The following is a 25,823-nucleotide window of genomic DNA, read 5'->3' as shown; positions in this document are numbered from 1 at the left end:
ATTGGTCGAACCTCAAACAAATCTTTAAAGTAGCTATCTTTACCCGAAACATAGACAATCTGGGTGACCTGGTTATCCATTTCTTCGCGAATTTTCCGGCCCAGATCAAGACCATTTAAACCCTTCATTTCTATATCCAGAAAGATTAAATCAAAATTATGTTCATGTTCCATATAAATACCGAGTTTTTCAGCCGAATAAAACACTTCTATTTGCATTTCCTGCCGGGTTGATTTTTTATATTCTAAAATAATACTTTCAATTTCCGAACAGATTCCACGCTGATCATCACAGATTGCGATACTAAACATTCAGGACACCTTCTCTTTATGGTTTATAAAATCATTTTACATGACAATAAAACAACTGTCCAGTTTAATGTCGCTATTTAATCCGCTAAAGATGTATTTATTTCTTAATCCGCAATAAAAAAACGCCACCGTTAATACGATAGCGTTAAAGAAACACATTCAGTTTGATTTTTAAATTCCAGCACTCATCATTGATGCTGTTAATTTTTAGTCGTTTATTGCTTTATGGCATCTACGGCTACCATCAACTCCGAAATCGAGCGATACCAGTTTTTAATCATATGGCGCATCAGCCCGACCTGTTCGGCTTTGGCCAGCAGTCCAAAAACGGGAATCTTGGAGCCGTAAGCCGCACCAATTTCGGCCCAGGCATCACAGCCGGATGGCCCGACGTAAATAATCAGATCGGCACTGGTAACGGATGAGATACAAAAGTCAAAAACCCGCTCCCCTTCGGCCGACTCAATAAAATGGGTCAGTTCCTTTTGCGAAAGAAAAGCTTCTTCCGGTCGGCCCTCGCGGATCCAGGAGAGGATGGTGTGGCCCCGGGTTTCCAATAAATCGGTCAGCATTTCAACGGCATGCTGATGCTTCCATGAAGCGGCAATATATATTCTCATGATTCCTCCAACTTGGGTGTTTTTTTATTCTAAGCTCTGTGTTTATTATAACCCTGTCATATTTTATTCACAAGTAGAGGTTATCTTTCCGGCCATAAAAACAGTGCTGTGACACTAATCGAATCATTGCTAAAGTCAGTTTATTTTGCTGGGTTACCGGCAATCTTAACATTTTTCTTTTATTTTACTAGCTTGTCGGCTATTTTATAGTTTTTCTTTTTTTGGTTCAGAATTACTTTATTTTTGCTAAGGAGTATATAACCCTTCCCTACTGATAATCCTTGCACCACCGTTGTAAACAGTACGATGGCATAGGTCGCCACCAAAAACAGGTTATAGGTTGGCGTCGCCAAAGAGATGCTGGTACCCATAATCAAGGCCAGACAAAGACCGCCTTTTAAACCGGCCCAGGTCATAAAGGTAATGAATTTAGAGTTTCTCATTCCCTTACCTTTTGGTGGGTTTCTGTTAAAGATCATCGAAGCGTAAACACCAGCCATTCTAGCAATCGTATTAAATACAATCGATCCGATGGCGATGGCGAAAATCATCCCGACCGAGAGGGTGTTGATGTTCTTGATATTCAGTAATATGACACCGACTAACAGGAATAAGATCCCATTTAAGAGGTTATCCACCACTGACCAGAAGGAATAGAATAAGTTGTGTAATTCCTCAGACATACCTTTGTGATTTTTACGCTTCATTCCGGCGATTCCGGTGGCATAGTAAAGTCCGCAAATAACTGCCGCGATCGGTCCGGAGAAAACTAGGTATTCACAAATCAGATATGCCAGCATCACAGTCAGGAGACTGGTGAATATTTTAATAAAATTGTCATTTGACCGTTTGAAGACTTCAAATAGCAGGAAGGAAACAACAAAGCCGACAGCCACGGCACCCAGAATTTCAGTGGTTAGTCCCCATCCAAAACTTATTACTGAGACACTGTTCGCAGACAGTTTTAAGGCTGTTAGCAGGGTGGCAAAAATAGCCACGGCAACACCGTCATTGAACAAAGCTTCCCCTTCAATAATCAGGCCGATTCGCTTCGGTAATCCGGCCTTTGCCAGAATACTCATGGCCGAAATCGGATCGGTCGGAGCTACGATTGCGCCAAGCAGACAGGCTTCCAAAAAGGAAATATTGACATGGATCAGATAGCCCAGAGCGAAAAAAAGCAGACCATAAACAACAGTAGATACCACGGTTCCGATAACTGCCATGCTGCCAATCAAGAATTTATCTGCTTTAAAATCGCCAAATTCGATCCGCGATGCCCCACTAAATAGCATAAAGCATAAAACACCTTTAAACAGAAAGTCGGTGAAGTCAAATTCCCGGTATAGATTTATAAACTCCATTGGCAAGTGGACAAGATTCAAGTTCCGGCCAATGATATAAATAACAACAAAGATAAAGCCAAAAACAACCAGACCTATTTCATAGGGCAGTTTTATTGTTTTTTCATTAATAAAACTAAACACGACCACTAACAAGAGCAGTACACTAAACAGTATAAGCAACTGATCAAAATTATACATTTTTTCTCCTTCTTATTCTACGCAACGAAATTCGCGCAAAAAAAAGGCAACAACAAGATAGGCTCACCTTGTTATCACCTTCGATACGTCCGAGTCTATAACAAGAGGATACTAGATACCTTCATTGATGTTAACCTAGTACACTCTTGAAACTTTCTGAATTATAGCACTTTAATATTTATGTGTCAATGGCATTTCATTATAATTTTAAACGATTTTTTATGTAAACGAGAGTCTGTTTTATGTGTTATTTTTCTATCAAACTTGATCCTGTTTTCTGATTATATCCATCGGTTTAACCGGTGTGCACATCTGTAGATAATAAAGCATTTTGGGATGGGGTGTAGACTCAATTACCACTCCGGATTTGTCGGTCATCATCGCAATTTTTTGCTTGATAAAGCCTTTTCCAGGAATCATAATCTCGATCTCGTCGCCTATTGATACTTTGTTGCGCTGCTCAATTAAGGCCATTCCGGAGTTTTCGTCATATTCCAGAACCAGACCCACAAAATCATAATGTCGGGTATAACTGCCGGTCCCGTAATTTTGATCATCTGCTGTTGTTTTACCGCTGAAAAAGCCTTTGGTGTAATTACGGTGGCTGACCTTGGTCAACTCATCATAATAGCCCGCGTCGAGCTTTGTCATCCCGGGATGGTCATAGGTGTAGTCAATGGCACTGCGATAAGCCGATACGACGGTAGCCACATAATATAGACTTTTCATCCGTCCTTCGATTTTAAAGCTGTCCACCCCAGCCGCCATCAGGGCCGGGATCTCATCGATCAGGCAGAGATCCTTAGAATTGAAAATAAAGGATCCGGTGGCATCCTCTTCGATGGAAAAGGCTTCATCTGGTCGGGTTTCTTCAATCAGGTGATACTTCCACCGGCAGGGGTGGGCGCAATCACCCTGATTTGAATTTCTGCCCGTCATGTAATGACTTAGCAGGCAGCGTCCCGAGTAGGAAATACACATGGCACCGTGAACAAAAATTTCAATTTCCATTTCGGGAGCTACTTTTTCCCGAATTTCCTGAATCTCGTTAAGGCCCAGTTCCCGGGCTAACACAATTCGCTTGGCTCCCTGGGCGTGCCAGAATGCCACACTTCGCCAATTGGTATTATTGGCCTGGGTACTCACCGATATTTTTAAATCTGGGGCTACTTCCCGGACCACAGAAAAAACCCCGGGATCGGCTACAATAACACCGTCAATTCCCAGGTCTTTAAGTTCGCTGACATATTCAGGCAGACCTTCGAGGTCGGCATTGTGGGGAATCATGTTCAAGGTGACATAAATTTTTTTATCGCGTTCATGGACATATCTAACCGCCTCGGCTAAATCTGCCAGATCAAAATTGTCGGCCTTGGCGCGGAGCCCAAATTTTTTGCCAGCACAATAGACCGCATCGGCGCCATAATGCAAGGCATACCGTAATTTTTCAAAATTTCCAGCCGGTGCTAATAGTTCCGGTTTTTTCATTTCTTTCTCCGTTCTACAACTCTCGCTTCAATTCTCTTCCTATTAATAATACACCCTTACCTGATTAATTATCTTTTTTCCAACTAAGTGCCAGCCCATCACCTAATGGCAAAATACTGGTAATCAATTGGGGATGGTTGGCGATGGTTTCCAGATACACCCGCATCCGTTTAACAATGGTTATTTTCCGGCGGATGACCAAATCATTGGTGGCAATCATGCCTTTGAACAACACATTATCGGAAATCAATAGTCCACCCGGTTTTAAACACCTCAGGCAATCGTCAAGCAAGTGAATATAATGGCCTTTAGCCCCATCTAAAAAAATCATATCATAAGTTTTATTCAGTTCAGCCAGTTTTTCCTGAGCATCCCCGACCATCAGGTTAATCTGATGGTTAAGTCCCAAACTGGTGATGTTCTCATCGGCCTGAACCACCATGTTTAAATTTCGTTCAATGGTATCCACATGCCCTGTGGGACCCATGGCTTCGGCAAAAATCGACGCCGAAAATCCCACCGCTGTACCAACTTCCAGAATAGTCCGGATTTTATTGGCCGCGATCAATAATTCGATGTGTTTTTGAACTTCTTTATGAATGATCGGGATCTCATCGTTCAGCGCTCTTTTTCTGAATGCTTCTATTTGGGGACGATCAGCCGGGATTAACCCTCTGATATAATCCTCAATGTAATCTTGTACAATTTCGCTCACAGTCTGGCCTTCATTCTTTTTTATTGGTGGCCCCTTTTTTACAGGGGCCTAACTTACATTTCAGTTCGTCTTAATCAGTTGCCCATATATTTTTCAACATCTTCCAGGTGTTCTTCATAGGTTTCGTTGAAATAGATTTTTCCCGAGCTCATATCGGCCACAAAATATAGATATTTGGTTTCGGCCGGATATAAGGCAGCTTCTAACGAAGTTTCCCCGAAGGAACAAATCGGTCCAAAGGGCAGTCCGGTATTGATATAGGTGTTATAAGGTGACGGGAATTGAGTCTGTTCGGTTGTTAATACTGCCGTTTTTTCGCCGCGGGCATAATCCACGGTAATGTCAGACTGTAGCGGCATATTGGCCGCAATCCGATTGTAAAACACACTGGCGGCATTGGCCTTATCTTCAACCAATTTGGTTTCCAATTCCACAATGGAAGCCATAATGACGATCTCATCCACCGTCTTGCCCTTATCTTTAGTTCGTTTTTGCAGCTCCTGATCATAGACCTCCACAAAACGGTCCAGCATCGCGGTTACTACTTCTGATGGCTCAACCCCTGGTGAAAAACTGTAGGTATCGGGAAAAAGGTAGCCCTCCAGGGTTCGGTTGACCCCGTCTTTTTCAGTCAGAGGAATACTGCTTAAAATCGGATAGCTTTTCTGATATTCGGCTACTTTTTTTGTTTCTTCGATAAACGCTTCGGCATCACAAACATTTTTTTCTTCCAGAATTTCGGCAAATTCTGAAATATTACGTCCCTCTGGTATGGTAACCGTGGCATCTGCCACATCACCGCTGACCAGACGGTCCAGAATCTGCTGGGCGGATTCGGTCGGACTGAAAGCATAGTAGCCGGACTGGATCTGGTTGGCAGTACTCTCTTTTTTAGCCAACATCTCAAAGGCAAAAGCATCTCGGATCAGGCCATTTTCTGCCAATAGCTCTGCTACATCGCTGATGACTGCGCCTTCTTCAATCTGCACATAGACAAGGTCCCCATCTCCTACTGGTTCCAGCATTTGACCGATAAAATAGTTGAAGCTGAACACACCAGTTGCGCCAAATACGACTAATAATAAAAGAATAATTGCAATAAGTTTTCCCGGCTTTTTTCGGGGTGACAGTCTGGTTTGATTTGTTCCGTTACTCATTCTTTCACCCTCCTTTCATTTCTTAAACCATAAAAAGAATATAGGACCGCGATTGAGGTGGGCACCTATATTCTTTTTGAATTATTTTTATTCTAATGGTTGTTTACGCGCCACAGCCTTCTTCTTCTGAATCAAACAGACCCATATCCAAATCGACTGCTTTTGCCATAATGTCGGTTATATCCTGAAAAACGACTGAAAAATACATTTGCGCCTGGAAAAACTCGGCGATTTCGGGAATCCCCATAATCGTGTTCGCAATGGCATTATAAGAAGTAATCTGGTCTTCTGTCAGCTCATTTCCCAGCATTTGAAACGACTGAATTTCCATTTGCTTACGCATATAGTCCTTGGCCATTTCATACTTTTCGGGATCTTGCTCCAGTTTTTCTTTAGCGGCTAAAAAATTCTTGTATTCGGTGGATTCTTTCAGTGCTCGTGCCAAATTATTGGCTTCATCATATACGTTCATGCCTTACTCCTAGTTTTAGAATTTTACTGGCAACTGCTAACGCTATTTGTCTTAAACAATCGCCTGGTTTAATTTATACTTCCATCAAGATGGGCAGTATCATCGGTTTTCGCTGTGTTTTTTCATAGAGGTATTTAAATAAGCTTTCGCGGATTACATTTTTGATGGAATTCCAGTCTATAATACCCTTTTCTTCACAAGATATCAAGGCTTTCTTTACCTCTTCCCGGGCGTTATTAATGAGTTCTTCTGATTCCCTCACATATACAAATCCCCGGGAGATAATATCCGGTCCTGAGATCGCCTTGCCTTTATGCATGGTACAAACCACAATGAAAAGACCATCTTCCGACAAGCGCTTACGGTCATTCAGAACGATGTTACCGATATCGCCAACACCCAGTCCATCAACCAGAACCGGTTCGGCCTGGGTTTTACCGACAACCTGAACACTGCGTTTATCGATTTCCAGAATATTTCCATTTTCGGCAATAAAGGTTCTGTCTTTATTCATTCCCACTGTTTGGGCCAGCTCCGCATGCTGCATCAACATCCGACTCTCACCATGAACAGGCAGGAAATGCTTAGGTTTAACCAGCGTGATCATCAGTTTCAGTTCTTCCTGTCGGGCATGACCAGAAACATGAATTTCGGCAAAACGTCCATAAATAACATCAGATCCCAGTTCCACCAGTTTGTTGATGACTTCGGAAACCATTTTTTCATTTCCCGGTACTGGAGATGCGGAAATGATAACCATATCTTCTTTTTTAATGGTCAGATGACGGTGCTCACCCAATGCCATTCGTCCCAATGCCGCCATCGGTTCACCCTGGCTACCGGTAGTGATGATAACCAATTCTTTATCTTTGTAATTTTTAATGTCTTTTAATTGGACCAGTACATTGGCCGGTACTTTCAGGTAACCCAGGTCCATCGCCACTTCACTGACATTTTCCATGCTTCGTCCACAGATAATAACCTTTCGGTTATATTCAACTGCGGCATCGATAGCCTGTTGAAGCCGATGAACATTGGAAGCAAAGGTGGTTACGATAATTCTCCCTTTAGCCCCTCGAAACAAATTATATAAGGTTGGTCCCACGGTACTTTCCGACGGGGTAAATCCAGCCCCTTCAACATTGGTACTGTCTGACATCAGCAGATCCACACCCTGTGACCCAATTTTTGCAAATCGCTGCAAGTCGATTACTTCGCCGCCAATGGGATGATAGTCTATTTTAAAATCGCCGGTGTGAACAACGGTCGCTGCCGCACATTTGATACACAGTCCCACAGCATCAGCAATACTGTGATTAACGCGAATAAACTCTACATTAAACTCGCCAATATCAATCCGTTCTTTAGGCTTTACGATAATCCGGGTGGTTTTGGTTAATAAACCATGTTCTTTCAGCTTTTTATCAATCAGACCCATGGTAAATTTCGTTGCATAAATGGGTAAGTTTATCTTTTTTAGCAGATAAACAAGCCCCCCAATATGATCTTCGTGGCCATGGGTAATGACAACGCCTTTGACCTTGTCCTGGTTCTCCAGAATATAATTAAAATCCGGCAGAACAATATCGATTCCGAACATGTCATCATCCGGAAACTTCAGGCCGCAGTCCACAAGGATAATATCGTCCTTGTATTCGAAAACGTTCAGGTTTTTCCCGATTTCACCCAGACCTCCCAATGGAATTAATCTCAGCTTGTCTTTGTTCTTCTGAACCTGAGGTTTTCGACGCGATCGTGAACGGCCCTCCAATCGTTGGGTTCCCGTTGCTATTATGTTTTTATTTTCAGTCAAATTTATCTCCTTTCGTTATTGCATAACAATCCGAACAATATCCGTACACTTTAAGTTCGTGATTGATTATTATAAAATCCTTCTTTTCTTCTATTTCTTTTTCGAGAGCTTCCAGGAAATCGTCTTGCATTTCGATAACCTTTCCGCATTTTAAGCAGATCAAGTGATGATGCCAGTGTTTTTCATCCAACTCGCAGAGTTCGTACCGAGCAAAGCCATCATCAAAATTACGTTTGGTAATGAGTCCCATTTCTTCTAATATTTGCACCGTTCGATAAATGGTTGACATTCCCACATCAGGATTACGCTGTTTAACACCCTGGAATAATTCCTCAACACTAAAGTGCTGCTCCCTGAAGGTCATCAGAACCTCAATGGTAACCAGACGTTGAGGGGTTACTTTGTTCCCTCTTTTTCTGAGTGCATCCACAATTTGTTTTTTGTTATTCATGGTTGTCACACCTCTTTTACAGTCTCTTCTGATAAAACAGTTACAGGCAACTCGCTGATAATTTCTATGTTTACTCCATCAATATCACAGGAAAGCGCACGGATCTCTATTCCCAGACTATGACATTGACCCAATAAACGTGAAAATTTTGGATCCATTATTTGATTCGGCTGAAACGATTTTGCATCATTGCGTTGCACAACAAAAATAACCCCAGTATGGTAACCCTCCTGGTGAGCCCTGATCAATTCAGCAAGATGTTTAGCCCCGCGCTCCGTTGGTGCATCCGGAAACATGGCAATCTCATTCACGACCAGGTTGACACTTTTCACCTCATAATAGGCGTAATGACTGCCTCGTAAACAGGCAAGGTCAAAACGACTGTTGCCATAGGTTACTTCTTGTTTGAGTTCTGAAACGTCCGCTTGAGCTTTTAAAAATTCGTAAGCAATCTGGTTAGCCAACATCGAATTGACCGATACCCAATGCCCGTCTTTTTCAACCAGCAGCAGCGTATAATCTGTTTTTCGATGTGGCCCCGGATTCCATGCCAGAATGGCCCGAACACCTGAAACAAGAAGCTCACTCATGCGACCGGTATTGGGCACATGAGCAGCTATCTCTTCCTGGTTAATCATTACCTTGGCAATGAAGCGATTGGGTCGGCTGATAAATATCCCGTTAACAAGGGGGTATTTACTCAACTTCACCTTCATCGTCATCTTCGTCTTCCTCTAAATCTTCATATTCTTCGTCCATGATGCGGTCATATTCTGCTTCAATTAAAGCAAATTCTGCTTCATCCTCAACCGGTACCAGAATTTCACCATCTTCATCTTCATCGATAAAGAAAGCAAACACATCGTCACTTTCTTCGCCTTCTGTTAAAAGCACATAAGTCTTTTCACCCAGTGGAAACGAAACTTCTAAATCAAACTCTCTTGCAACGCCATTTTCATCTTCTAAAATTATTTTTTCTTCCATATCAACTTCTCTTTCAATTTTATTTTTTTCGCTCATAATCTTGTAATTATACCTTTTCATACTTAAAGAATTCATTATTTATGAATTATTTAACAGCCCGATCCATATAAGACTGGAGAATAATCTGGGCTGCCAGCATATCAATATAATCTTTGCGGTTCTCCCGGGAAACATTTCCTTCAATCAGAACTTTTTCAGACCAGGCTGAGGTCAATCGCTCATCAATATAGATGATTTCGATATCCAGCCGTTTCTTGATAAACTGACAAAAGTTCACTGTTTTTCGGGTCTGAGCGGATTCTGAACCGTCCATGTTCAAAGGCAGACCAGCTACCACTTTTTTAATCTCATATTTTGCAATGAGCTCCCGAAATGCTTCTAAATCGTCGTCTCGGGTTTTTCGTTTGAGGGTCATAACACCCTGGGCGGTAATCTGTAACGGGTCCGTTACAGCAACGCCAATCCGTTTGTCGCCAACATCAATTCCTAAAATTCTTTCCATTCATTATCCCATCTATTTGTTATGGCTGTGTTAAATCACTTTGATGCAAAAGTCTTGACAGGCAGTGCTGCAATAGCAGCAGAGCACACATTTGTTTTCATCAACTTGCGCTTTCCCGTCGACTAAGGCCAGGGCCTGCTGGTTGCAGCGGCGCACGCATTCCCCGCAACCGCTGCACCAGTCACTGATATGCAGTGTTTTGGAGGCACTGGAAACAGCTCTCTCCAAATCTTCGGGAATCGCTTCGCCATTGAATTTTTTAGCATTATACCGCACTTCATTAACCGATTGAACCCCAATCGCAATGGCATCCAGATCGGCGTTATTCAAAATATACTCAAAGCTGGCCTGTTTCCGGGACAGCAGATTACCGCCGCCTAAAGGCTTCATGGCATAAATGCCCTTCCCCAGTTTTTTGGCCTCATGGATGGCGGCCGCCATTTCCTGGGCAGTTCCATCTTCAATGCCGATTCCCGTTAAATTGATCAGCGGATGAATCACATCCAGCTCAGAAAAAAGATTCGCTCCATAAACCCCTTCGACCCGATGGGTGGAAATGCCAATGGCTCTTACTTTTCCGGCTTGCTTTTCAGCAATTAGAGCCGCAATGGCTTCCCAATGTCCTTCAATGGTTTTCCGGCTTTCCTGCTCATGGAGCAGGTAAAGATCCACATAATCCCGGCCCAGTTCAGTCAGCGCCCGATTTAAACTACTGCGGACTCCCGCTGCTGTATAATCATAGGATTTTGTGGCAATCACCACATCCTGCTGCATCTGGATCGCCGCCCGCAGATGATCGTAATTGTTATACAGATCCGCCGTATCAAAAAAATCAACCCCGCAATCCAGAGCTGCCGCGATGATTTCCCGACTTTCCAAAAGGGTTTTGTTTTTTTGGAGCGGTCCAATCGTCAAACTGCCAAAGCACATTCGGGATACCTTGATACCGGTATTGCCCAGTGTATTGATTTTCATCTTAAAATCGTTTCCTAACCACAAACAAAATAGTCCATGAGTCTTCGCTCACAATCGCCTTGCCGAACTAAAATAGGACTGCCTCGGTTGAGACAGCCCCAATTTATCAGCCTACTAAATACTTTTTAAGTAACGTCGAACAAGTTCTTCGAGTAACTCATCCCGTTCAATTTTCTGTATGGCATTTCGCGCTTCTCTGTGACTTGTGATATAGGTCGGATCTCCTGACATGACATAACCTACAATTTGATTGACGGGGTTATACCCTTTTTCAACTAGAGCCTTATGTACATTTCGCATCACTTCGTCGATCTTCTGAGACTTTTCGCTATCGACCTCAAACATAATGGTTCCTCGATCAATCACCGTATTTTCTCCCATTGTCATCTGACCTCCTTCACAATCAATTTATATCATTTTAACCCAAAGCAAAAGAAAAGACAAGTCATATGACGTAATTTTTCTTTTTCTTAACAAATTAGTTCAATTGCTCGCGAATGCATGCCTCTCCCTTTACAAGAGATTCTGCCAGTTTTTCTGGAAGTTTCCCCCCAGCTTGCGCCATATCCGGACGTCCGCCGCCACCTCCGCCAGCTACTGTCGCCACTTCTTTAATGACTTTGCCGGCATGGAAGCCGCGTTTGACAATATCCGGAGTTGCAGTTGCAACAAAGTTAACCTTGCCATCCAGAGCACTGCCCAGCAGTACCACCCCAGAGCCCATCCGGTCTTTTAGTAAGTCGCCAATCGTTCGCAGCTCTTCCATCGGCATTTTTTCTACTTCCGCGATGGTAACCTGAACGCCACTGATGACGATCATTTTCTGGTGGATGTCCATAATCGCATTACCGGCTGATTTCTGTTTCAGTTCAGCAATGGTGCGTTCTTTCTGTTTGTTGATTTCCGTCAATTCTGTTACCTTTTCAAGTAATTGATCGGGATTTGTTTTCATCAGATTGGAGACCTCAATGAGCGTATCATCCATTTTTTCGACCAGATGCCAGGCATTAAAACCGGTTGCGGCTTCAATCCGCCGGACCCCGGCCGCAACGCCGCCTTCACTGATGATTTTAAACATCCCAACCTTGGCTGAATTACTGATATGACAGCCGCCACAAAGCTCGGTGCTGAAGTCGCCAACTTTGACTACCCGGACGATTTCGCCGTATTTCTCCCCAAATAGAGCTGTTGCTCCCAGTTCTTTGGCCTTATCGATATTGGTTTCAAAAATAGACACATCATAGGCAGCCAGGATCGCTGCATTGACAATATCCTCAACCTGACGTTTCTCATCCCGGGTCATCGCCTGGAAATGGTTGAAGTCAAAACGTAACCGGTCCGGCGAGACAAATGATCCGGCCTGTTCGACATGGTCACCTAAAACTTGTTTCAGGGCTTTTTGCAGCAAATGGGTCGAGGTATGGTTCCGTTGGACCGCATCGCGCAAGTCTTTGTCGACTTCGGTAATCACGCTTTCCCCGACTTTAAAGGTTCCTGACTTAACGATACCCGAATGAATATGTCGGCTCAGGCTGCCTTTTTTGCAATCCCTGATTTCAATCAAGCCATCACCTTTTTGAATAACGCCGTGATCGCCGGTTTGACCCCCGCTCTCAGCATAGAACGAAGTCTGATCCAGAAGTACCAGCACCTCATCCCCAGCTTTGGCTTCGTCCACCAGGGTTTCATTGACATAAAGCCCGATGATGGTGCCTTCTGTTTCCAGGTTGTCATAACCCACAAAGGCATTGACTGCATCCGGACCCAGAGGATTAAAGGGATCATCGGCCCATACTGCTAAATCGCTATTGAGACGATCCTGGCGGGCCCGTTCCCGTTGGGCCTCCATTTCTTTTTCAAATTCTTCAGCAATAATAGTAAGGCCCCGTTCTTCGACAATTTCCTTGGTCAGATCATAGGGAAAACCATAGGTATCGTAAAGTTTAAAGGCGCCACCACCAGGGAATACCGTTTCTTCCATTTCGATAATTTTATCGAGTTCTTTGTTTAACAACGCCAGACCTTGATCGATGGTTTCTTTAAAGCGTTCTTCTTCAATACGAATCAGCTTTTGAATAAAATCCTGCTTTTCACGCAGCTCAGGATATGCCCCTTCAGAAACCCGAATTGCCTCTTTGGCCACATCATAAAGGAAAAGATCCTTAATTCCCAATAATTTCCCGTGACGGACAGCCCGGCGGAGCAGTCGCCGCAATACATAGCCGCGTCCCTCATTTCCTGGCATGACGCCATCAGCAATCATAAAGGTGACACTGCGGATATGATCGGTAATGACCCGGATCGAAATATCATCCTGGGGATCATCGCCATAGTTTACGCCCGCTTTTTTACAGATATAATTGAGGACATGGCCAACCGTATCAATTTCAAAAATGGTTCCCACACCCTGCATCACCACGGCCAGACGCTCCAGACCCATCCCGGTATCAATATTTGGTTTTGGTAGCGGATTATAGTTGCCAGCTTCATCTTTATCAAACTGGGTGAAAACCAGGTTCCAGAATTCGACATAACGGTCGCAATCACAGCCGACACCACAGGTGGGGCTGTCACAACCATATTCTTCGCCGCGGTCAAAATAAAGCTCAGAACAAGGGCCGCAGGGTCCCAGGCCGTGCTCCCAGAAATTATCCTCTTTTCCCAACCGGACAATTTTTTCTTTGGGAATTCCGACGTCTTCATTCCAGATTTTAAAGGCTTCGTCATCATCCAGATAAATAGTGATCCAGATTTTGTCTTCTGGTATTTCCATCACCTCAGTGCAGAATTCCCAGGCCCAGGGAATCGCTTCTTTTTTGAAATAATCGCCAAAGGAAAAATTTCCCAGCATTTCGAAAAAGGTCCCATGTCTGGCTGTTTTACCAACGTTTTCAATATCCGGGGTGCGAATACATTTCTGACAGGTTGTCACCCGATTTCGGGGCGGTATTTCATCTCCGGTAAAATAGGGTTTCAGCGGTGCCATCCCTGAGTTGATCAGTAACAGACTCTTGTCATTAATTGGCACCAATGGAAAACTATTTAATCGCAAATGTCCTTTTTCTTCAAAAAATGCCAGATATTTTTCTCTGATTTCATTTAATCCTAATGGTTTCATTTTTTCTCCTCATTCAAATTTTGATTTTCTAATTGAAAAGCAATGATTACTTTCCGGCTTGTTACAAAAACAAAAAATCCCCTGCAAGTCTGCAAGGGACGGTTTAATCCGCGGTACCACCCAAATTAGCTGCAAATAATTGGCAACTCACTTTATCAATAACGGTTTCCCGACTGGAAATACTCGTTGAACATTCCATTCTGACTTTCTTCCCAGCTGCTCAAACGGGGCAACTCTAAACTAACCATAAAAGACTTTCAACCGCGTCTCTCTCTCTGTAATCGTTATTTTTAGAGCCTTCGTTCTCGATGCATTTAAATATTAACCTGTAAGGATGATTATATTAATTCCATATTTAAATGTCAATCCTTTTTTAGATCGGTGACATCCTTTGACGCAAACAAGGAAATAATATATCCGGCTACTACCTTAATGGTTCCCGCCATGGGCACTGCCATAATCATCCCGACGCCCCCGAACATGGCCCCAAAAAAGAAGATCGAGAAGATAATAAACACCGGGTGGAGTCCGACGTTTCCGGACATCAGTGCTGGTGCCAGAAAATTACCACAGACCACCTGAACTACCCCGATCACAATCAACATCGGAATAATCATCATCGGATTGGTGAACACTACCAATAACACAATCACAATGGTACCCACCGCTGGCCCAAAATAGGGAACCATCGTGGTAACCCCGGCAATCACACCGATAATACTTGCATAAGGCAAGCCCAGCGCGAAGGCTCCAATCCCCGTTGCAATCCCGGCGATGAGTGAGGTCAGGCCTTGACCCTTGATAAAACCACCAATGACCAGATCGATGTCACAACACATTTTAAGCATGCTGTTGCGGTATTGCAATGGTACCAGATACATAATGCCCTTAATAAAGAACTCCTTGTCCATCAGCAGAAAGATTGTCACCAATGGCACGATGATGATATTCATCAATTGACCACTGTTTTGCAGAATCGCATTCGAAATCCCCTGAAGCGCCGTTGCAAAACCCTGCAGCACATTGCCCAGAATCTGTTCCAAATTAAAGTACTGGGTAATATCATATCCGGTAAAATTTGAAATATAGTCAGACAAGTTTGTGATATAGGTCTGCATTTGGGTCACAAAGGTTGGAATACTCTTAATCATGCTGGCAATATTGGTAATAAGACTGGGAATAAAGCTCATAAAAGCCCCAATCACCAATGCCAGCACGGCAAAGAATACAATCAGAACGGCGGCGCCCCGATTTAACCCTTTATTCTCAAAATTCCTGACCAGCGGATTAAGCAGATAAGCCAGCACGATTGCAAAAAAGAATGGTGCAAACATCCCTGCCAGAGTTGGCCAGACAAAAAAACAGAGCGCGCCAATGACAGCAACGACGATAAGGTTAAGAAATAGCAAGCGCTTTTTATTGGATGATTCTCCCATTATCTTACCCCCAGTAATTTATTGGCGATGCCGGTTCCCTGTTTTTTAAACCCGAGATCAAACATTTCTTTTTCATAGTAAAGCACTTGTTCCTTGTAGACCAGGTCGGTGGCCGGAATAATTGCAAAGCCATGGTCGATATCATCAAAGAAACTGCGGGAGATTTCGTATTCGGTGATGGCAAATGTTCCCTCTTCAATGGTCGCATTGACCACATGGCCAAAAGCCTCCTCGTTTTTATCGACCACCGGATAATCCATTAGCGGGAATGCCTCATCCAGATAAGTTTTTACTTTTTTCCCTTTGGCTTTAATGATCACTTTTTCATTTTCGATTACCAGGCGTTTATAATTAACATCTACAATATTTTCAGGTTTGAAAAATTGAGCTTGCGAAAAAATTCCACCAGGATTGATGACCAGATACTTGACCACATGGTCGACAACCACCAGACTCTTGACCAACCCATGTCGTCGCCCGTTTTTTTGAGAAACAACTTCCACATTGAGTAAAATGTTCGCTTTCATTCCATGCTCCTTTCGTTTTTTGTCATATGCTTATCTTACCCTATTATTTTTTTTATGGCAACTTGGATTTTATATTTCTTTCATCAAAAAAGACGCCGTCTCAAGTTAATAGAAACGACGTCTTCAGGAATTTATTATGCTTTATTTTTTTGATAGTCTTCAATGGCGGCTTGAATGGCCTCAGCTGCCAACACTGAACAATGAATTTTTTCGGCTGGCAATCCGCCCAAAGCATCAACCACATCCGAGTTTTTAAATTTTCCGGCTTCTTCAATGCTCTTGCCGATGATCATATCGGTTGCCATACTGCTGCTAGCTACTGCTGCGCCGCATCCAAAGGTTTTAAAGGATGCATCTTCAATGATGCCATCATCGTTAATTTTCAGGAAGATTTTCATGATATCGCCACAAGCCGGGCTACCAACCTGACCAACACCATTTGCGCCTTCAATCTCGCCCACATGTTTGGGACAGGTAAAGTTCTCCATTACTACATCTGTATATTCCATTTTATTTTCTCCTTAGTATTTATTTTGATCTGGATTTTATTCTTAATGATGGTGATGCTCGGCTTTATCAAAAACAGCATCATCAATCGGACAATCGGCGTTAATTGGGGACATTTTCCGCAAGCGTTCAATAATCTGGATCAGATTGTCGACCACATAGTTGATATCTTCAACCGTTGTGTGCTTTCCAATTGTCAGTCGCAGCGAGCCATGAGCTACCCCCGCCGGCAAACCAATGGCCAACAGTACGTGGGATGGGTCCAGAGAACCCGATGTACAGGCTGACCCGCTGGAGCCGGCCACACCGATAATGTCCAAACTGAGCAGGATTGATTCCCCTTCGATGTAATCAAAACAGAAATTAGCGTTCCCAGGCAGGCGTTTTTCCGGGTGTCCGTTGAGACGAACCTGAGGAATATTATCCATGACCCCTTTAATCAGGAGGTCTCTCAATTTTTTCATATGGGCAGCATTTTCTTCAAGCTGCTCAGTTGCCATTTCGGCTGCTTTTCCAAAGGCCACAATTTCTGCCGTATTCTCAGTTCCAGCCCGTTTTTTTCGTTCCTGGGCACCGCCATGGATTAAATTATCAATGGGCACTCCTTTTCTGATGAAAAGAGCACCAATCCCTTTAGGACCGTAAATTTTATGAGCTGATATTGATAGTAAATCGACGTTTAAGTCCTTGACGTCAACCGGGATGTTGCCCAACGCCTGGACGGCATCGGTATGGAAAATAATTCCTTTTTCCTTAACAATTTCACCGATTTCTTTAATCGGTTCGACCGTTCCAATTTCATTGTTGGCAAACATGATGGTGACGAGAATGGTGTCTGTTCTGATGGCATTGCGTAAATCATCCAATGAGATCAGCCCATTTTCGTCAACCGGCAGGTAGGTTACTTCAAAACCCTGTTTTTCCAGATATTCACAGGTATGAAGAACCGCATGATGCTCAATGGTTGTGGTGATGATGTGTTTTCCTTTGGCCTGATTTTTCATGGCAATGCCTTTTATGGCCCAATTATCGGCTTCTGACCCGCTTCCGGTAAAATAAATTTCCCGGGGGTCGGCATTGATCGCTTTGGCAATCTGGAGCCGGGCCGCCTCAATACTTTTCTTAACCCCTCTACCTTCAGTGTATACGGAAGAAGGGTTACCAAAGTGTTCGGTGAAAAAAGGAAGCATGGTTTCCACAACCGCCGGATCAACTGGAGTTGTTGCAGCGTGATCTAAATATATTCGTCTCATAAAATTATACCTCTTTCTGGTTTATTTGCCTAATAAGTCCTGTAATGATCGATTATCAATGATATTGCTGATGCTGTCACTAATGTCTTTCCATAGCCCTCTGGTCACACACTCCGGCGATTTGACACAGGTTAACTTGCCACCACCATCAACGCATTCAGCCCATTCGATGGGGCCTTCGAGTGCTCTAATAATTTCACCAACGGTAATATCACTGGGATCCCGGGCTAAAATGTAGCCACCCCGGGCGCCTCTTATACTTTTTACCAGTCCGGCGTTTTTTAAGGTTGAAAAAAGCTGTTCCATGTATGAATCCGAAAAATTTTGTTTTTCGGCAATTTCTTTAATTGAAACCGGACCATCTCCATATTGAAGCGCCAGTTCCACCATGGCAAGCACACCATATCGTCCTTTTGTTGAAAGTCTCAAGTGCTTAAACCTCCCTGGATTATTTCCGAGTATTCCACCGGGATTTAATGTCATTATAGCACGAAATAAATATTTTTCAAGAGGTAAACGAAAAAAAGTTTCCTAAATTAAAAAAGATCCCGGCTCCGGAAAACACCAGAGCTGGGATCTTTTAAAAGGCAATTCTTATTTGTCGTCTTCGCTGTCTCCGAAAAGGCCATCGAATAAGTTACCGAAAGAATCCCCAAGGGTTACATTGGCGGTTTCTTCGTAAACTGTTTTATTACGGTTATTGTTGCTGTTATGGCTTTGTTGTGGTCTGCGATTTCTGTCACCGCCACCGTAGTTGCTGGTTCTGTCACGATCGCCAGAGCCGGCATTGCTGCTGCTATTGCTGCTTCTTGGTGTTGGAGCAGGACGCGCTGGAGCTTCTTCGGTTGCTTTTTTACTTAAGCTGATTTTTTCTTTTTCTGGATTAATGCCGATGATTTTAACAGTTAACACATCACCAGTGTTTAAAACTGAAGCAACGGACTCAACCCGGTTGTAGCTGATTTCAGAAACGTGAATTAAACCTTCAACGCCTGGAATCACTTCAGCAAAGGCACCAAAATCTAAAATGTTAGTGATGGTAACTTCTACTTCATCATCTACATTATATTTAGCGATGAAATCATCCCAAGGACGATCCATTAATGCTTTTACGCTTAATTTGATTTTTTTGTCTTCATCATTTTTAGCGATAACCTTGGCTTCAATTTCCTGGCCTTTTTCAACGATATCTTTAGGTTCATTAATTTTTTCCCAGGTCAGGTCTGAACGATGAACAAAACCATCAATACCGTCAAGATCGACAAAGATTCCGAAATTAGTAATGGTTTTAACCACACCTTTGACAACATCATCCACGTTTAATTCATCAAAACGTTTGTCTTTCATTTCTTTTACTTGTTCCCGACGTTCTTTCATATCTTTTTCCAGAATAATTTTCTGGGAAAGAATCGCCCGACGTCGTTTTGGGTTGTAATCAATGATGATACCCTTAACTTTTTCGCCGATCAGGGTGTTCAAGTCTTTAACGTAACGAACATGATACTGTGAAGCTGGCATATAAATATCCGTAAATCCGATATCTACAATTAAACCATTTCCAGAAATATCTTTGATTGTTCCTTCTAAGATCGTTTTATTATCAAAGGCGTCACTTAACTGTTTTTGTACGAGACGGTTATCATATTTGATTTTTGAAAGTTTTACATTTCCAGAACCTTCATTTAAATCAGTTACGATACACCAAACTTTGTCTCCTAATTGTACAAGTTCAGATAATACCTCATCGCTTCTCCATGTGAAATCATTCTTTTTGATGATACCATCTGCTTTGTAGCCAATGTTTAAGATCACTTCATCTTCAGCAATGTGAATAACTTCGCCTTCGATTTCAGCACCCCGACGAATTGTTTTTAATGATTCTTCAATTTCTGCAGCGAAATCGAAATTAGCATCATCATACTCGTCTTTTTCAATGGTTTCCACCACTTCCTCAACTACAACAGTTGGCTGTTCTTCAGTCGCCACTTCTACGACCACGTTTTCCTCAGCAATTTTGTTTTGCTCTTCCATACCTTCCAATACCTCCTTAACGATCCAATCCGGTGTTGACGCCCCTGCGGTAATACCAATTTTTTGATATTTCATTACTTCAGCGAGATCTAAGTCCCGGATGGTTTCTATGTGACAAGTTTTTGCGCAATGGGATTTACAAATATCCGCCAGTTTTTGTGTGTTCGAACTGTGGTATCCACCAATTACGATCATATATTCTACTTCTTTTGCAGTTTTCGCTGCCGCTGCTTGTCTTTCAGCGGTGGCACTGCAAATAGTATTAAATATAACTACTTCATTGACTCTTGACCTGATCGCATCACAAATTTCATTGAATCTGGATTCGATGATGGTGGTCTGAGCCACGATACATATTCTATCATAACTTTCAATATTTTCCAACTGATTTATATCATTAATTATTAAAGCTTTATCCTGGCACCAGCCATTTGCTCCAATCACCTCCGGATGCTCCTTATTTCCCACAATGACAATCTGATATCCGGCGGCATCATAACTTTCCACTTTTTTCTGAACCGCCCGAACAAAGGGACAGGTGGCATTGATGATCGGTAGTCCTTTTTGATTTATTGCTTCGATAATTTTTTTTCCGACCCCGTGGGAACGCAAAATAATACAGCCGGTTTCTAAATTTTTGACATCATCGTCTTCAATTATTACCACCCCCTGATCGGCCAGGCGCCTGGTTTCCTGGGTGTTGTGGCTGATCGGACCTAATGTATATATTTTTTCCTGACCGGATTCAATGGTATCCCGAACCATTTTCATGGCATTTTCAATACCAAAACAATAGCCAGCCTTCTCCGCTATAATTATCTCCATGTTAACCTCAAGTCAATTCCAATCCATAGACCGTATCCATAATTTTTTCACTGAGCTGCCGGGTTTCTTCATCAGACAGTTTTTTTCCATAATATTCTTCCAGATAAACAGGCTTGCCAATAATAATTTCGATTTTGCTTCTGAAACGGTATCGCCCTTTGATCCGCACCGGAATGATTGGCGATTTTGTCTTGATCCCAAAGACGACAAAACCACTGGCCGGCTGCGTCCGGTCTTCCGGGTTGACCCGATGACCTTCCGGAAATATCCCCAGGAGTTTGTCTTCTTTGAGAATTTTCAAGGATGTCTTAATGGTTTCCACCCCCACCTTTTCCCGGTTTACCGGAAAGGCGTTGACCTTTTTGAAAAACCAGCTTAACAGTGGATTTTTAAACAGCTCGGCCTTGGCCATATAATGAATCTCCCGGGAGGTAGTAAATGAAATCACCACAGGATCGATATTACTGATGTGATTGGGACAGATTAGCGCACCACCGTGCTCCGGAATATTTTCCTTACCGGTAATGGTGATCCGAAAGAGAATCAAACTGAGCAGATAGGTTAAGAATCGGCCGATTTTATAAATCATCGCCGGGCCTCATCAATATGGATTTTCATCTCTTCATAAACTTCTTCAATGCTTTTTCCGGTTGTATCAATAACAATGGCGTCCGGGACTTGAACCAATGGTCCTTCTGAACGGTTTCGGTCATTGCTATCGCGATTTTCGATATCGGTTTTTATTTCTTCCAGGGCTTTAGTATTCCCTTTTTCATCCATTTCTTTTTTTCTTCGCTGCGCCCGTTCCTGAACATCCGCATCCAGAAAAAACTTCAGCTCAGCATCAGGCAAGACCACTGAACCGATGTCTCTGCCGTCCATGACTACGGCATGGTCTTTGGCATATTCACGCTGTTGACTGACCATCAGATCACGGACTGCTTTGATTCTGGCCACATCGGAAGTATGCCGGGAAACCAGGGGGGTTCGTATTTCCCGAGTCACGTCTTTATCGTTGCAGAACACCTGCTCGCCCTCAAACCGGATCACAGTGGCTCCGGCAATTTTCACAATATCGGCCTCGTTGTCAAATCGATCACCGATCTGATTTAAAACGCAATGGGCAATACAGCGATACATGGCACCGGTATCCAAATAGGTCATCTTATAGGCTGCGGCTATTTTTTTTGCTAAGGTACTTTTTCCTGCACCGGCAGGACCATCAATGGCAATTTGCATCTTACTCTCCCTCATCCAACTCTTTACTAACAATTATTCAGCTGCGTTCCCGGCCAGCCAGCCGGTGGAAACGGCAATTTGGATATTATATCCGCCAGTTAGGGCATCCACATCCAGCATCTCCCCAGCGATATAGAGATTCTTAATCAGTTTTGATTCCATCGTTCCCGGGTCAACTTCTTTTACGTTCACACCGCCAACCGTGATAATGGCTTCGGTAAAATCCCGCAATCCGGCAATACCAATCTTTAACTGTTTAAAACACTCTACCAGTTTTTGTCGCTGCTCTCTGGTGATCTGATTAACCTTAGCGGCCGGGTCAATCCCAGACAAGGTTACCATCACCGGAATCATTTTCGATGGCAATAAATCCCCCAGGGCATTTCCAAAATCCTTGTTCTGATATTTAAGGAAGTCCCGTTGAATCCGGGCATCCATCTGTTCCAGACTTAAAGCTGGTTTTAAATCCAGTTCCAGACTAAAATCTTTGGTATTCCCGATCATATCGGAGCTCAGTGATAGAACCAGTGGTCCGGACACCCCAAAATGGGTGAACAGCATCTCCCCCAACATTGACTTAACCTTTTTTTGTCCCTTTGGTGTTTTTTTATACAGGGTTAAGACCACATTTTTCAGAGCCAGTCCCTGAAGATCTCGGGGCCAGTCTTCTTTGGTATTAAGAGGTACCAGACCTGGCGCCAGAGGGGTGATCTGATGACCCCATTTTGCTAAGATCTTAAAAAAATTACCGTCCGAACCGGTAGACGGATAACTCTTTCCGCCACATGCCAGAATGACTGCATCGAAATTTCTCGTTTCTCCATTTTCCAGGACAATTCCGTTAACGGAATTATCGTTAATTAACAGATCGGTTATTTTTGTGTTTAAATGCACCTGGCAGCGATTATGTTTCAACACCGTTTTGAAAGCACTGATCACATCGCTGGATTTATCCGAAACTGGGAAAACCCGATCCCCTCGTTCTATTTTTAAAGGTACTCCATTATTTTCCATAAAGGCCATAAAATCCGCATTTGTGTATGAATATAAGGCGCTGTACATAAAGCTGCGATTGTGGACAATGCTGTCAAAATAATCGCCAATGTCCACGGCATTGGTCAGGTTACAGCGACCCTTTCCGGTAATGTACAGTTTTTTTCCCAGCTTTTCGTTACTGTCGAACAAATCAACCTGATGTCCCTTTTCGACCGCCGCCACCGCCGCCATCATGCCGCCGGGGCCGCCTCCAATTATTGCTATTCTACTCATTGATTATTCTTTGTCCTTTCGCGAACTATTTTCCAATTCATCGCCGGTATAGATATAATGTTCCCGCCATATTTCCTCAAGTTCATTGAAGGTCTCTTTTGTTTTTCCGATATTTCTCAGTCCCACCGAAATTACCAGGGCGTTGATTAACGAAAGCGGTGCCACCAGTGAATCCACAAACGAGTAAACATTGCTTTTGGCAATCAGCCGATGTTGGGTAAAAATATTGATGGGGGCATTTTCATTATCCGAGATCGTAATAATTTTTACCCCTTTGTTTTTCAAAAATTCAACCGCCTCATAGGTTTTTTGGGCATAGCGGGGAAAACTGATGGCGATAACGACATCTTCTTCATTAACCCGGATTAAATGCTCATAAATATCAGACACCCCATAATTGACGACTCTGACATTATCTAGAATCAGATTAAGATAATAACCGAGATGCTCAGTTAGCAGGGTCGTGGTTCGAAAGCCGATGATAACGACCTTACGGGCATCTAAGATTAAGTCAATACAGGACTTGAAAATCTCATAGTCAAATTCTTCAAAGGTGGCGTTAATATTTGATAGATCTGACTTCAAAACATTATGCACCGTTTCCTGCAAGGCCTTTTCTTTTTGTTCATTTCGCAGGGTCATGTCGATGCGTTCAATGGTTGTCAGTTTACTGTTAATTTCATTTTTTATTGCCCGCCGGAATTCCGGGTAGCCTTCATAACCCAGCGTAACCGAAAAACGAACCACGGTTGCTTCGCTAACACCAACACTTTTGGCCACCGTTACCGCTGACATTTCGGCAACACGCTCATAGTGACTCAGCATATAATCGGCAATCAGTTTATGGGATTTGCTCAGTTTTGGATAACGCTTCTTAATTGCCGAAAAAATATCTCGACATTCTTTTACACTTGAAACGTCTTTCATAATCTACCTCGTTCTCTGGATCATGACAAATGTGGGCGGAGCTTTTCGATTCAAAGTCCGAAAATGATGGGCTACAAAAGGCGATTCCAGGGCCTCACACCATCTAATCACAGCCTGTGCTTCGGCACCTCCCCCGGGATGCCCGGGATAGAGGCACAACGTTATTAATCCGCCGGTTGCCAATAAGGATAATGCCCCTTCCAGTGCAATCATGGTTGTTTCAAGCTGGGTGATGATGGTTTGATCACCGCCCGGAAAATAGCCCAGATTGAACATAATTGCTTTAACCGCTCGTTCCTCAACAGCGGCCGCCTTTAAAACCGGTACCATCGATTCGTGACTTTGATGAATCAGGGTGACCTGATCGGCAAACCCGCTTTTTTCCAGATTTTCTTTTGTTTGTTGCAAAGCGGTCGCCTGAATGTCAAAGGCAAAAACCCGGCCGGTTTCCCCCACACATTGGCAGAGAAAGAGGGTATCCTGACCCGTTCCGGCAGTGGCATCCACCACAATATCACCGGGGTCAATAACCGGTCGCAAAAAATTCCAGGCCAGATCGGTAACCCGCAGTGGACTATTTTTCACTGCAGCCTGCACAGGGCTTGAAGAATTCTCCCACAAAAGCCCGATGGATCAGCCCTTCCTCTACTTCGGTAAAACCATGGTCTTTAAAATATGTCGCAAATTCACCAGTAGCTCCCTTGACCGACAGGGTGGTACACCCTTCTTCAGCCATTTTATAAAGCAAGGTTCGGATGATTCCGTCAAAAACAGCCATCGCCTGATCACCCTGAAAGGTCATGATCATTTCATAAATATCAACCTGTTCGGCCCCATAAAAAAAACGAACTGCTCCCAGGATTTCGGACTTGGCCGTATCCTCGGCCACAATATATAAATCCCGCTCTTTTTCTTTTTCTGGAAACAGTGCCTGTATTTGACTAAACGCTCGTGGAAATCCTATTTTTACCATTAGTTTTCTCCTTTTAAATAAGTAATTTCGTCATTATTTAAATACCGCCATTCCCCGGGTTTCAAGTTCCCCAAGGTCAGATCACCGACAGCCACCCGTTTTAAATCAATAATCGGGTGGCCCATAGCGGCACACATTTTACGGATCTGTCTTTTTTTTCCCTCGTGAATCCGCATTTCCAGCAGACTGGTATCCGAATTCACTTTTAAAATTTTAACGGTTGCCGGAGCTGTCCGGTAATCCTCGATATTCATGCCCTTGCGGAAGGCCTCCAGACTTCTTTTATCCGGACAGCCTTTGACCAGACCCACATAAGTCTTGCCAAACTCATGGCTGGGGTGCGTCAGATAGAAGGTCAGGTCACCGTCATTTGTCAGTAGTAGCAACCCTTCGGTATCCATATCCAATCGCCCGACGGTGTAAAGCCGTTCGTTTACCGGTACCAGATCCAACACCCGTTGACGCCCATGGGTATCTTCTGACGTTGATAAGACCCCTTTGGGCTTATTAACCATGATATAAACTTTTGCCGCAGTCGTTAGTTTTTTTCCGGCGACGAAAATTTCATCTTTTTCCGGATCAACCGGAAAACCCGGTTCGCGGATGGTGACACCATTGATCTGAACCAGTCCTTTTTGAATCATTTCCTCGGATTTTCTACGGGATGCGACCCCGCATTGGGCCAT

General features: G+C 43.3%; 28 protein-coding genes and 1 other annotated feature. All 28 genes read right to left on the bottom strand.

From position 1 onward, the window contains the following. On the bottom strand, window positions 1-311 hold a 311-nt coding region (locus tag A3KS_RS22015; RefSeq protein ID WP_035356812.1), incomplete at its 3' end, for a response regulator. Between the two features lie 215 nt (window positions 312-526). Next, complete coding sequence (locus A3KS_RS0118625; protein WP_026396181.1) at window positions 527-931, bottom strand: hypothetical protein; 405 nt, start codon at window positions 929-931, stop codon at window positions 527-529. A gap of 179 nt (window positions 932-1,110) precedes the next feature. Next, window positions 1,111-2,475, bottom strand: a complete 1,365-nt coding sequence (locus tag A3KS_RS0118620) for a cation:proton antiporter (protein WP_026396180.1) — start codon at window positions 2,473-2,475, stop codon at window positions 1,111-1,113. Window positions 2,476-2,733: 258 nt separating this feature from the next. After that, window positions 2,734-3,963 (bottom strand): peptidase U32 family protein, encoded by a 1,230-nt coding sequence (locus A3KS_RS0118615; protein WP_026396179.1) that lies wholly within the window; start codon window positions 3,961-3,963, stop codon window positions 2,734-2,736. 64 nt (window positions 3,964-4,027) lie between these two features. Next, window positions 4,028-4,678, bottom strand: a complete 651-nt coding sequence (locus A3KS_RS0118610) for an O-methyltransferase (protein WP_026396178.1) — start codon at window positions 4,676-4,678, stop codon at window positions 4,028-4,030. Window positions 4,679-4,752: 74 nt separating this feature from the next. Further along, a complete protein-coding gene (mltG, locus tag A3KS_RS0118605) occupies window positions 4,753-5,835 on the bottom strand; it encodes an endolytic transglycosylase MltG (protein ID WP_026396177.1) in 1,083 nt (360 codons plus the stop codon). Between the two features lie 103 nt (window positions 5,836-5,938). Beyond that, window positions 5,939-6,307: a YlbF/YmcA family competence regulator gene (locus A3KS_RS0118600; RefSeq protein ID WP_026396176.1), complete on the bottom strand. Its 369-nt coding sequence runs from the start codon at window positions 6,305-6,307 to the stop codon at window positions 5,939-5,941. Window positions 6,308-6,380: 73 nt separating this feature from the next. Next, the gene (locus A3KS_RS0118595; protein WP_338001159.1) at window positions 6,381-8,078 is read right to left on the bottom strand and encodes a ribonuclease J; all 1,698 of its coding nucleotides are present in this window, start codon (window positions 8,076-8,078) and stop codon (window positions 6,381-6,383) included. Window positions 8,079-8,112: 34 nt separating this feature from the next. Next, window positions 8,113-8,571, bottom strand: coding sequence for a Fur family transcriptional regulator (locus tag A3KS_RS0118590; protein ID WP_026396174.1), 459 nt, complete (start codon window positions 8,569-8,571; stop codon window positions 8,113-8,115). A gap of 5 nt (window positions 8,572-8,576) precedes the next feature. Next, window positions 8,577-9,293 (bottom strand): DNA/RNA nuclease SfsA, encoded by a 717-nt coding sequence (gene sfsA / locus A3KS_RS0118585; RefSeq protein WP_051355999.1) that lies wholly within the window; start codon window positions 9,291-9,293, stop codon window positions 8,577-8,579. Then, window positions 9,268-9,555: a DUF1292 domain-containing protein gene (locus tag A3KS_RS0118580; protein WP_026396172.1), complete on the bottom strand. Its 288-nt coding sequence runs from the start codon at window positions 9,553-9,555 to the stop codon at window positions 9,268-9,270. The genes sfsA and A3KS_RS0118580 overlap by 26 nt, the downstream gene beginning before the upstream one ends. An 85-nt stretch (window positions 9,556-9,640) precedes the next feature. Beyond that, window positions 9,641-10,057 carry a Holliday junction resolvase RuvX gene (ruvX, locus tag A3KS_RS0118575; protein ID WP_026396171.1) on the bottom strand — a complete coding sequence of 139 codons (417 nt, stop codon included), beginning with the start codon at window positions 10,055-10,057 and terminating at the stop codon, window positions 9,641-9,643. 30 nt (window positions 10,058-10,087) lie between these two features. After that, entirely contained in the window at window positions 10,088-11,032 is a 945-nt protein-coding gene (locus tag A3KS_RS0118570) for an aldo/keto reductase (protein ID WP_026396170.1), read from the bottom strand. A gap of 114 nt (window positions 11,033-11,146) precedes the next feature. Further along, on the bottom strand, window positions 11,147-11,413 hold the full coding sequence (locus A3KS_RS0118565; protein ID WP_014355374.1) for an IreB family regulatory phosphoprotein: 267 nt from the start codon (window positions 11,411-11,413) through the stop codon (window positions 11,147-11,149). 97 nt (window positions 11,414-11,510) lie between these two features. Then, window positions 11,511-14,150, bottom strand: a complete 2,640-nt coding sequence (gene alaS / locus A3KS_RS0118560; protein WP_026396168.1) for an alanine--tRNA ligase — start codon at window positions 14,148-14,150, stop codon at window positions 11,511-11,513. 91 nt (window positions 14,151-14,241) lie between these two features. Continuing rightward, window positions 14,242-14,468: a binding site (T-box leader), on the bottom strand. A 44-nt stretch (window positions 14,469-14,512) separates the two neighbouring features. Beyond that, complete coding sequence (locus tag A3KS_RS0118555; RefSeq protein WP_035356809.1) at window positions 14,513-15,586, bottom strand: AI-2E family transporter; 1,074 nt, start codon at window positions 15,584-15,586, stop codon at window positions 14,513-14,515. Continuing rightward, the gene (locus A3KS_RS0118550; RefSeq protein WP_026396166.1) at window positions 15,586-16,113 is read right to left on the bottom strand and encodes a PRC-barrel domain-containing protein; all 528 of its coding nucleotides are present in this window, start codon (window positions 16,111-16,113) and stop codon (window positions 15,586-15,588) included. Before A3KS_RS0118550 ends, A3KS_RS0118555 begins: the two co-directional genes overlap by 1 nt. A gap of 134 nt (window positions 16,114-16,247) precedes the next feature. Next, window positions 16,248-16,622: an iron-sulfur cluster assembly scaffold protein gene (locus A3KS_RS0118545; RefSeq protein WP_026396165.1), complete on the bottom strand. Its 375-nt coding sequence runs from the start codon at window positions 16,620-16,622 to the stop codon at window positions 16,248-16,250. Window positions 16,623-16,664: 42 nt separating this feature from the next. Then, window positions 16,665-17,873 (bottom strand): cysteine desulfurase NifS, encoded by a 1,209-nt coding sequence (gene nifS / locus A3KS_RS0118540; RefSeq protein ID WP_026396164.1) that lies wholly within the window; start codon window positions 17,871-17,873, stop codon window positions 16,665-16,667. Window positions 17,874-17,894: 21 nt separating this feature from the next. Beyond that, window positions 17,895-18,302 carry an RrF2 family transcriptional regulator gene (locus A3KS_RS0118535; RefSeq protein WP_026396163.1) on the bottom strand — a complete coding sequence of 136 codons (408 nt, stop codon included), beginning with the start codon at window positions 18,300-18,302 and terminating at the stop codon, window positions 17,895-17,897. Between the two features lie 165 nt (window positions 18,303-18,467). Further along, complete coding sequence (locus A3KS_RS0118530) at window positions 18,468-20,669, bottom strand: bifunctional 4-hydroxy-3-methylbut-2-enyl diphosphate reductase/30S ribosomal protein S1 (RefSeq protein WP_242834799.1); 2,202 nt, start codon at window positions 20,667-20,669, stop codon at window positions 18,468-18,470. Window positions 20,670-20,736: 67 nt separating this feature from the next. Then, window positions 20,737-21,318: a lysophospholipid acyltransferase family protein gene (locus A3KS_RS0118525; RefSeq protein ID WP_026396161.1), complete on the bottom strand. Its 582-nt coding sequence runs from the start codon at window positions 21,316-21,318 to the stop codon at window positions 20,737-20,739. Then, a complete protein-coding gene (gene cmk / locus A3KS_RS0118520; RefSeq protein WP_026396160.1) occupies window positions 21,315-21,968 on the bottom strand; it encodes a (d)CMP kinase in 654 nt (217 codons plus the stop codon). The genes A3KS_RS0118525 and cmk overlap by 4 nt, the downstream gene beginning before the upstream one ends. A gap of 33 nt (window positions 21,969-22,001) precedes the next feature. After that, window positions 22,002-23,237, bottom strand: a complete 1,236-nt coding sequence (locus A3KS_RS0118515; protein WP_026396159.1) for a BaiN/RdsA family NAD(P)/FAD-dependent oxidoreductase — start codon at window positions 23,235-23,237, stop codon at window positions 22,002-22,004. Between the two features lie 3 nt (window positions 23,238-23,240). After that, the gene (locus A3KS_RS0118510) at window positions 23,241-24,164 is read right to left on the bottom strand and encodes a MurR/RpiR family transcriptional regulator (protein ID WP_026396158.1); all 924 of its coding nucleotides are present in this window, start codon (window positions 24,162-24,164) and stop codon (window positions 23,241-23,243) included. Window positions 24,165-24,167: 3 nt separating this feature from the next. Beyond that, the gene (gene mnmM, locus A3KS_RS0118505; protein ID WP_207637768.1) at window positions 24,168-24,749 is read right to left on the bottom strand and encodes a tRNA 5-(aminomethyl)-2-thiouridylate-methyltransferase MnmM; all 582 of its coding nucleotides are present in this window, start codon (window positions 24,747-24,749) and stop codon (window positions 24,168-24,170) included. After that, window positions 24,739-25,137 carry a hypothetical protein gene (locus A3KS_RS0118500; RefSeq protein WP_026396156.1) on the bottom strand — a complete coding sequence of 133 codons (399 nt, stop codon included), beginning with the start codon at window positions 25,135-25,137 and terminating at the stop codon, window positions 24,739-24,741. Before A3KS_RS0118500 ends, mnmM begins: the two co-directional genes overlap by 11 nt. Beyond that, entirely contained in the window at window positions 25,137-25,823 is a 687-nt protein-coding gene (locus tag A3KS_RS0118495) for a pseudouridine synthase (RefSeq protein WP_035356821.1), read from the bottom strand. Before A3KS_RS0118495 ends, A3KS_RS0118500 begins: the two co-directional genes overlap by 1 nt.

This window comes from Acetobacterium malicum subsp. dehalogenans DSM 11527 (assembly GCF_000472665.1).
GTDB classification, from domain to species: domain Bacteria; phylum Bacillota; class Clostridia; order Eubacteriales; family Eubacteriaceae; genus Acetobacterium; species Acetobacterium malicum.
The sequence above is the reverse complement of the archived record's forward strand: the minus strand, read 5'-3'. Positions and strand labels throughout refer to the sequence as shown.

Coding starts and splice junctions, on each gene's coding strand:
- A3KS_RS0118625 (WP_026396181.1), bottom strand. CDS start 931: ATGAGAATATATATTGCCGCTTCATGGAAGCATCAGCATGCCGTTGAA.
- A3KS_RS0118620 (WP_026396180.1), bottom strand. CDS start 2,475: ATGTATAATTTTGATCAGTTGCTTATACTGTTTAGTGTACTGCTCTTG.
- A3KS_RS0118615 (WP_026396179.1), bottom strand. CDS start 3,963: ATGAAAAAACCGGAACTATTAGCACCGGCTGGAAATTTTGAAAAATTA.
- mltG (WP_026396177.1), bottom strand. CDS start 5,835: ATGAGTAACGGAACAAATCAAACCAGACTGTCACCCCGAAAAAAGCCG.
- A3KS_RS0118600 (WP_026396176.1), bottom strand. CDS start 6,307: ATGAACGTATATGATGAAGCCAATAATTTGGCACGAGCACTGAAAGAA.
- A3KS_RS0118590 (WP_026396174.1), bottom strand. CDS start 8,571: ATGAATAACAAAAAACAAATTGTGGATGCACTCAGAAAAAGAGGGAAC.
- sfsA (WP_051355999.1), bottom strand. CDS start 9,293: ATGACGATGAAGGTGAAGTTGAGTAAATACCCCCTTGTTAACGGGATA.
- A3KS_RS0118580 (WP_026396172.1), bottom strand. CDS start 9,555: ATGGAAGAAAAAATAATTTTAGAAGATGAAAATGGCGTTGCAAGAGAG.
- ruvX (WP_026396171.1), bottom strand. CDS start 10,057: ATGGAAAGAATTTTAGGAATTGATGTTGGCGACAAACGGATTGGCGTT.
- A3KS_RS0118570 (WP_026396170.1), bottom strand. CDS start 11,032: ATGAAAATCAATACACTGGGCAATACCGGTATCAAGGTATCCCGAATG.
- A3KS_RS0118565 (WP_014355374.1), bottom strand. CDS start 11,413: ATGGGAGAAAATACGGTGATTGATCGAGGAACCATTATGTTTGAGGTC.
- alaS (WP_026396168.1), bottom strand. CDS start 14,150: ATGAAACCATTAGGATTAAATGAAATCAGAGAAAAATATCTGGCATTT.
- A3KS_RS0118555 (WP_035356809.1), bottom strand. CDS start 15,586: ATGGGAGAATCATCCAATAAAAAGCGCTTGCTATTTCTTAACCTTATC.
- A3KS_RS0118550 (WP_026396166.1), bottom strand. CDS start 16,113: ATGAAAGCGAACATTTTACTCAATGTGGAAGTTGTTTCTCAAAAAAAC.
- A3KS_RS0118545 (WP_026396165.1), bottom strand. CDS start 16,622: ATGGAATATACAGATGTAGTAATGGAGAACTTTACCTGTCCCAAACAT.
- nifS (WP_026396164.1), bottom strand. CDS start 17,873: ATGAGACGAATATATTTAGATCACGCTGCAACAACTCCAGTTGATCCG.
- A3KS_RS0118530 (WP_242834799.1), bottom strand. CDS start 20,669: ATGGTTCGGGATACCATTGAATCCGGTCAGGAAAAAATATATACATTA.
- A3KS_RS0118525 (WP_026396161.1), bottom strand. CDS start 21,318: ATGATTTATAAAATCGGCCGATTCTTAACCTATCTGCTCAGTTTGATT.
- cmk (WP_026396160.1), bottom strand. CDS start 21,968: ATGCAAATTGCCATTGATGGTCCTGCCGGTGCAGGAAAAAGTACCTTA.
- A3KS_RS0118515 (WP_026396159.1), bottom strand. CDS start 23,237: ATGAGTAGAATAGCAATAATTGGAGGCGGCCCCGGCGGCATGATGGCG.
- A3KS_RS0118510 (WP_026396158.1), bottom strand. CDS start 24,164: ATGAAAGACGTTTCAAGTGTAAAAGAATGTCGAGATATTTTTTCGGCA.
- A3KS_RS0118500 (WP_026396156.1), bottom strand. CDS start 25,137: ATGGTAAAAATAGGATTTCCACGAGCGTTTAGTCAAATACAGGCACTG.
- A3KS_RS0118495 (WP_035356821.1), bottom strand. CDS start 25,823: ATGGCCCAATGCGGGGTCGCATCCCGTAGAAAATCCGAGGAAATGATT.